The sequence below is a fragment of the Thermosipho sp. 1074 genome, from assembly GCF_001999655.1.
Taxonomy (GTDB): Bacteria; Thermotogota; Thermotogae; order Thermotogales; family Fervidobacteriaceae; genus Thermosipho; species Thermosipho affectus.
The window spans coordinates 1-5,435 of the sequence record NZ_LBEX01000014.1 but is presented as its reverse complement, the minus strand read 5'-3'; the positions used below and the strand labels follow the sequence as shown (position 1 = coordinate 5,435).

The following is a 5,435-nucleotide window of genomic DNA, read 5'->3' as shown; positions in this document are numbered from 1 at the left end:
AAAAAGGAACTATTTAAAGGGTTATACCTTGAGAACAATTGGGATTGGAGTAAAAAATATCCTGTTATCTATATATCCTTTGGAGCAGGGGTACATAAAACAGAGGAAGAACTAAGAGAAACACAGGATATGATATTAAGGAAACACGCAGAAGGATACGATATAAAACTAGAGGAGAAAAGTATAAAGAATAGATTTATAGAACTAATAGAAAAGGTATACAAAAAAGAGAAAGAAAAAGTAGTGATATTGATAGACGAATACGACAAGCCGATATTAGACAACATAGAAGAGAAAGAGATAGCAAAAGAGATGAGAGAAAGCCTTAAAAACTTTTATTCGGTGATAAAAGATGCAGATGAATATATAAAATTTGTATTTATAACAGGAGTAACCAAATTTTCGAAAGCATCGGTATTTTCTGGGTTAAACAATTTAAACGATATAACACTTGATCCAAAATATGCGAGCATATGTGGGATAACGCAAAAAGAATTAGAAGAAGGATTTAAAGAGTTATTAGAAGGAATAGACAAAGAAGAGATGAAAAAGTGGTACAATGGGTACAATTTTTTAGGGGAAAAGGTATACAATCCATTTGATGTATTATTATTTTTGGATAAAAAGATATACAGGCCATATTGGTTTGAAACGGGAACGCCAACATTTTTGATAAAGCTATTAATGAAAGAAAGATACTACCTACCAGAAATAGAAAACCTACAAGTAGGAGAAGAAATACTTGAAAGCTTTGAAATAGAAAACATCCAACCAGAAGTATTATTATTTCAAACGGGATATCTAACAATAAAGAGTGTTGAAAGAGAAATAGGGATGAACATATACAATCTAACATATCCCAACCTTGAAGTAAAAAGTGCAATTAACAGACACATATTAAATTACTGTACAGATTTAAGGTCAAAAGATAGAAACATGATAGGACTAATAAAAGCGATAAAGAAAGCAGAGATAGGAAAGATGAAAGAGATATTTCACGCATTTTTTGCATCGATACCAAGTGACTGGTACAGGAAAAATGATATAGAGAAATACGAAGGATTTTATGCAAGTGTGTTTTATGCATATTTTGCAGCGCTAGGGATAGAGGTAAAAGCAGAGGATGTAACAAATAAAGAAAGGATAGATTTAACTGTAAGGTTTGAAGAAAAATGTTATATATTTGAATTTAAAGTAATAGAAGGGAAAGAGAAAAAGGGAGCACTAGAGCAGCTAAAAGAAAAAAGATATCATGAAAAGTATAAAGGAAAGTGCAAAGAGATATACATAATAGGAGTAGAATTTGACAAGAGAGAAAGGAATATAGCATATTTTGAATGGGAAAGAGTTTGATAGAGAGTTTTAGCGAGGGTTGGAGAGGTTAGAGAGGTTGGGGAGATTGGAGAGTGTTGGGGTGTGTTTGTCATTCCAAGCGCTTTTCCTTTTTTGTCATCCTGAGGAACGAAGTGACGAAGGATCTTATTTCCACACCGTCACTCATTTCAAGATTCTTCGTGCGTACGCACTCAGAATGACAGGAAGAGGAATGTCATCCGAAAAGAGCGAGCGGGCGAAGAATCTTACCATATGTTAAAATATAACCACACAATATGTGATACAATTTAATTGTTCTTTAAATTATGTTGCTATTCAAAAAGGTGGTGATTTTTATTTTTGAAAAAAATTATAAAAAAATAGAAATAAAGAACTTTAGAAAGTTCAAACACATGTTAATAGATGATCTTTCAACTATAAATGTCTTCTTTGGCAGTAATAATTTAGGAAAAACCACAATTCTTGAAGCCATTTTTCTTCATTCATGTGGTTTAAACATAGGAGCCTTTTTCAATGGAATTTTTCTGAACAGGCAAAATGGAAATTTTATGGGACCCTATGATTATGGTGAAGCTATTTTGAATCTATTCAATAACTATCATTCCAATCCAAAAAAATTGTTAATTTTTATAGAATCAGAAAACTACAATAAAGAAAAAAACGAAACAGTTTTTGAGTTTAACTATTCAACTTTTTTATCTCCTTTTTTCGGAGGTCAAAGTGGGCCTCTTAGGTTATTCGAAAATAAACCTATGATAATAGCAGAAAAAAATAATATTAACAGAACTTATTTTGGGAAAATCAAAATAACATTAAATAATACTGAAAGTAGTTTTGACATTACATTACCAACCTACTTTGAAAATATTAAACCACTTAAAATGGCAATTTACCATGACTTATTAAATCATAGAGATCCTATAAAAGAAACAGTATTGTATGGTGCACTCAAAAGAGCCGAAAAACTTGAAGAATTTACTATAAAATTAAGAGATGTGTTTCCAAACATAAAGAGTATAGACAATATACCTCTTCCAGACGGCTCATCTAAAATATACGTATATACAAAAGATAGAAAAATTCCTCTTTCGGTTTTTGGGGATGGTTTTAGAAAACTATATTATCTTATTGGCAATATTGTTCTGCATAGAGAGGCCGTTCACCTAATAGAAGAACTGGACACCAATTTCCATCCAGAATCAATACCCATTTTGGCCAAATCCTTACTTAAATATAGCAAAGAATACAATAATCAACTATTCATAACTTCACATAACCAAGAATTTCTTGAAATCTTCTTGGAAAACCTCTCAGAAAATGAATTAAAATATGATATAAGAGTATTTACCCTTAAAGAACACGATAGAAAATTAAGATTGCTAAAATTAACAGGTCTTGAAGCCCTAAGAAACATTCAAGAATTTCATCTGGAGTTGAGATAATAATGAACAGACTTATCATATGTGAAGGAAATACAGACAAAGAATTAATAGGCTTTTATCTTGAAAAGAGAGGAAACTTCAAAGTTCAAAGTAAAAGGACATTTTTCAATGTAGAGCTTGAGAACAATCAATTCCAAACAAACTTATCCAGAAACACTAATGAAAATATAGCTATTGTTTCTGTTGGAGGGAAATCAAGAATAAAACCCTTCTTTACAAAAGCAAAAGAATACATCTCACAAACCAGATATGACAAAGAACTGATCCAAAAAATTATTATATTACTTGATAGGGACGAAGATACCGATGAAATACTAATCAAACTCATCGGCAATGGTATCAAAAATATCAATGCATGGCAAAAAATATCAATTCCAAATCAGCTGTTTGATGAAATCTTTGTTGAAGTACTTGTTCTTGTTATTCCACCAGACAACCCTGGCGCAATAGAAAGATTTGTTATAGACTCTTTAAGAAACAATCATACTTACATAATAGAAAAAATCGAAAACACTATTGATGATATCAGTATAAATAGATACTTGAGTAAAAAAGAAAGGATAAAAGACAAAGCAAAACTTGGATGTATTCTTTCTATATTGTCTCCTGAATGGAGCCTAAACAAAATAACTGAGAAAATTAAAACAATTGATTGGCTAAAAATAGAAACTTTTAATAAACTATATTCTAAAATTCTGGAGTGAAATCTTCAATTTTTCCATTTTTCCATTTCAAAGCTCTTCCATACCAACTTGAACATCGGGCTTGGAATGACAGTAAAAAGGGACGTCATCCTGAGCACGCAGTGCGAATGGGATGTCATCCTGAGCGTAAGCGAAGGATCTTATTTCCACACCGTCAGTTATTTCAAAAATCTTCGCGCATACGCGCTCAGAATGGCAAAAAGAGGGTTCTAACCTTCTCCAACTTTTATCAACTTGTATATTTTCTAAAGATAACTTTAGTAAATATATCTTTAGTAAATTATGGTATAATTTATTTGAGGTGGTAATATGTTCATAAACAGAGTAAAAGAAAGAAAGTTTCTTGAAAGAAAACTTTCCAGTAAAAAGGCTGAATTGATAGTAATTTATGGTAGAAGAAGGGTGGGAAAAACCTTTCTTCTTGAACATGTAGTAAGAAACGGCCTTTTTTTCACTGCAGACCTTTCCGGAAGTACCATGTTAATGAACAGATTCCTAAATGAAATAAAAGAACTCATAAACCTTCCAGAAACTCTCAGGATTAATTCCTGGGAAGAATTTTTTTCTTTTTTGAACATGGCAATTGACTTGCGAAAAGTAACTTCTATTGTTATTGACGAATTTCAATACATCCCTTATAGAGATGAAACTTTCCTATCTGTATTTCAAAGATGGTGGGACAAAGAATTTTCAAAAAAGCGTGTGAATTTCATTTTGTGTGGATCATACAGTGGTATGATAGAAAAAATAGCTCTTTCTCATAATAGCCCGATATACGGTCGCAGAACGGGGCAATACAAAATACTCCCAATGGATTTTGGGGATTCTATGAAATTTTTTAAGTTCAAAAAGAAAGAAGATAATGTTCTTGCATACGGAGTTACAGACGGTATCCCACTTTATTTATTGGAATTTTCCGAATATACAAATTTTTGGGATGCACTAAAGGAAAAGCTTTTAACTCCTGGAGAATTCCTTGTTGAGGAAGGAAAATTCCTAACTCTTGAAGAATTCAAAAAGGATCCATCAAATTACTTTTCCATTTTAACTGCTATAGCAAATGGAAAAACTACCCCAAATGAAATAGCAAATGAAAGTGGTGTGGAGTATAAAAATATAGGTACGTATCTTGCAAGGCTCCTTGAACTTGAGCTTGTAAAAAAAGAACAACCATTCTCTTTAAAAAAACCCAGAAAAAAGGCATTCTATTACATAAATGATGAATATCTCAGATTTTTCTTCCGTTATATTTATCCCTATCAAGAAATGATATACAGAGGTCTTGGAAGTAGGCTCCTTGAAAAAATAAAACTCACCATTTCTCAATACGCCTCTTTCACGTTTGAAAAGATATCAAAACAATATTTAAAAAGACACATCGGTGTTGAAAAAGTAGGAAGATGGTGGGATGCTGGTAATGAAATAGATATTGTTGGCATTAAAGACAATATTCTATACGTCGGTGAATGCAAATGGACAAATAAAAAAGTAGATGGAAAAGTGTTGAATAATCTTCGAAAAAAAATCCCATTTCTTTTAAAAGACCTTAAATATGAACCGACAAAAATCATTTATTATTTGTTTTCAAAAAATGGTTTTAAAGATTTAGAAGAAAATGATGAAGTAAAATGTATAGATTTAAATAAAATAATCTCCATTGATACTCTTTAACCTCGCTAGTACTGCTATTAAGTGTTAGAATATATATGTAAAAAAATAGGCGGTGGAAGATATGAAAAGATTACCGATAGGGATACAAAGTTTTGTAGTAGTAAGAGAAGAAAAATACGCATATGTAGATAAAACAGGATATATAAAAAAACTGGTAGAAGATGGGAAATATTTTTTTCTATCGCGTCCAAGAAGATTTGGAAAAAGCTTATTTTTAGATACACTAAGGCAAGCATTTTTTGGGAAAAAGGAACTATTTAAAGGGTTATACCTTGAGAACAAT

General features: G+C 31.4%; 5 protein-coding genes. All 5 read left to right on the top strand.

Going from position 1 to position 5,435, the window contains the following annotated elements; all coding sequences use genetic code 11:
• The coding region (locus XO08_RS04175) for an AAA family ATPase (RefSeq protein ID WP_077287366.1) at window positions 1-1,353 on the top strand (1,353 nt) is incomplete at its 5' end.
• A 308-nt stretch (window positions 1,354-1,661) separates the two neighbouring features.
• Window positions 1,662-2,777 (top strand): ATP/GTP-binding protein, encoded by a 1,116-nt coding sequence (locus tag XO08_RS04170; RefSeq protein WP_075665781.1) that lies wholly within the window; start codon window positions 1,662-1,664, stop codon window positions 2,775-2,777.
• Window positions 2,778-2,779: 2 nt separating this feature from the next.
• Window positions 2,780-3,481: a DUF3226 domain-containing protein gene (locus XO08_RS04165; protein ID WP_075665780.1), complete on the top strand. Its 702-nt coding sequence runs from the start codon at window positions 2,780-2,782 to the stop codon at window positions 3,479-3,481.
• Between the two features lie 309 nt (window positions 3,482-3,790).
• Window positions 3,791-5,152 (top strand): ATP-binding protein, encoded by a 1,362-nt coding sequence (locus XO08_RS04160; RefSeq protein WP_075665779.1) that lies wholly within the window; start codon window positions 3,791-3,793, stop codon window positions 5,150-5,152.
• A 61-nt stretch (window positions 5,153-5,213) separates the two neighbouring features.
• A partial coding sequence (locus tag XO08_RS04155) for an AAA family ATPase (protein WP_158074251.1) occupies window positions 5,214-5,435 on the top strand: 222 nt, incomplete at its 3' end.